The sequence below is a fragment of the Streptomyces lunalinharesii genome (genome assembly GCF_039532155.1).
Taxonomy (GTDB): domain Bacteria; phylum Actinomycetota; class Actinomycetes; order Streptomycetales; family Streptomycetaceae; genus Streptomyces; species Streptomyces lunalinharesii.
In genome coordinates this window covers 1-628 of the sequence record NZ_BAAARK010000128.1, presented here as the reverse complement: position 1 = coordinate 628, position 628 = coordinate 1, and the positions used below count along the sequence as shown (strand labels likewise).

At 74.5% G+C, this 628-nt stretch carries 2 protein-coding genes; both read left to right on the top strand.

Annotated features, from left to right (window positions below; all coding sequences use genetic code 11):
- The first annotated feature begins 111 nt into the window (after positions 1–111).
- On the top strand, positions 112–327 hold the full coding sequence (locus ABD385_RS41260; RefSeq protein ID WP_157028734.1) for a hypothetical protein: 216 nt from the start codon (positions 112–114) through the stop codon (positions 325–327).
- 36 nt (positions 328–363) lie between these two features.
- On the top strand, positions 364–606 hold the full coding sequence (locus tag ABD385_RS41255; RefSeq protein ID WP_030204378.1) for a hypothetical protein: 243 nt from the start codon (positions 364–366) through the stop codon (positions 604–606).
- Positions 607–628: the final 22 nt, after the last annotated feature.

The following is a 628-nucleotide window of genomic DNA, read 5'->3' as shown; positions in this document are numbered from 1 at the left end:
GCGAGCAGGCCGTCCGGGCCGCGCTGGAGCAGGCGCGGTACGACGCCAGCTGACGCCCCCTCGGCGGGGCACCGGTCGGTGCCCCGCCCCAACCACCGCCAGGAGGCCCCCATGCGCGAGTTCCTGTACATCCTCACCATGCAGTCCCACGACGGCCGCCAGGCGACCTGGAGCGGCGTAATCACCCCCGCCGAGGGCGCGACCCGGGAGCGGATCTGGCTCGACCTCCGGGCCACGATCGCGCAGGCGCAGCCGACCCAGGACCAGCGGGAGGCGGTCGCCGCCGCCCCCGTCGTGTTCTTCTCCCTGGAGCCCAACGCGCTCTAGGCCCCGGTGCCCCGCCCCAACCACCAGGAGGACCGCATGACGAACCGCCGGCAGAACGCCCAGCTCCCGAAGTGGCTCACCGCCCGCGTGCTGGCGGAGGCTGCCATCGCCACCGCTACCGCACGGCAGACCGCCACCGAGATCGACGACCAGGGCCGCGACCACCACGACGACCCCACGTGGCGCACTGCGGTCGCCGCCGCCCACCGCGCGACGGACAAGGCCGCCGAGATCGGGATCGACCCGCAGGTCATCCTGGACGCCTCCAAGGCGCGCTAAGCCCGACACCCGAAGCCCCCGC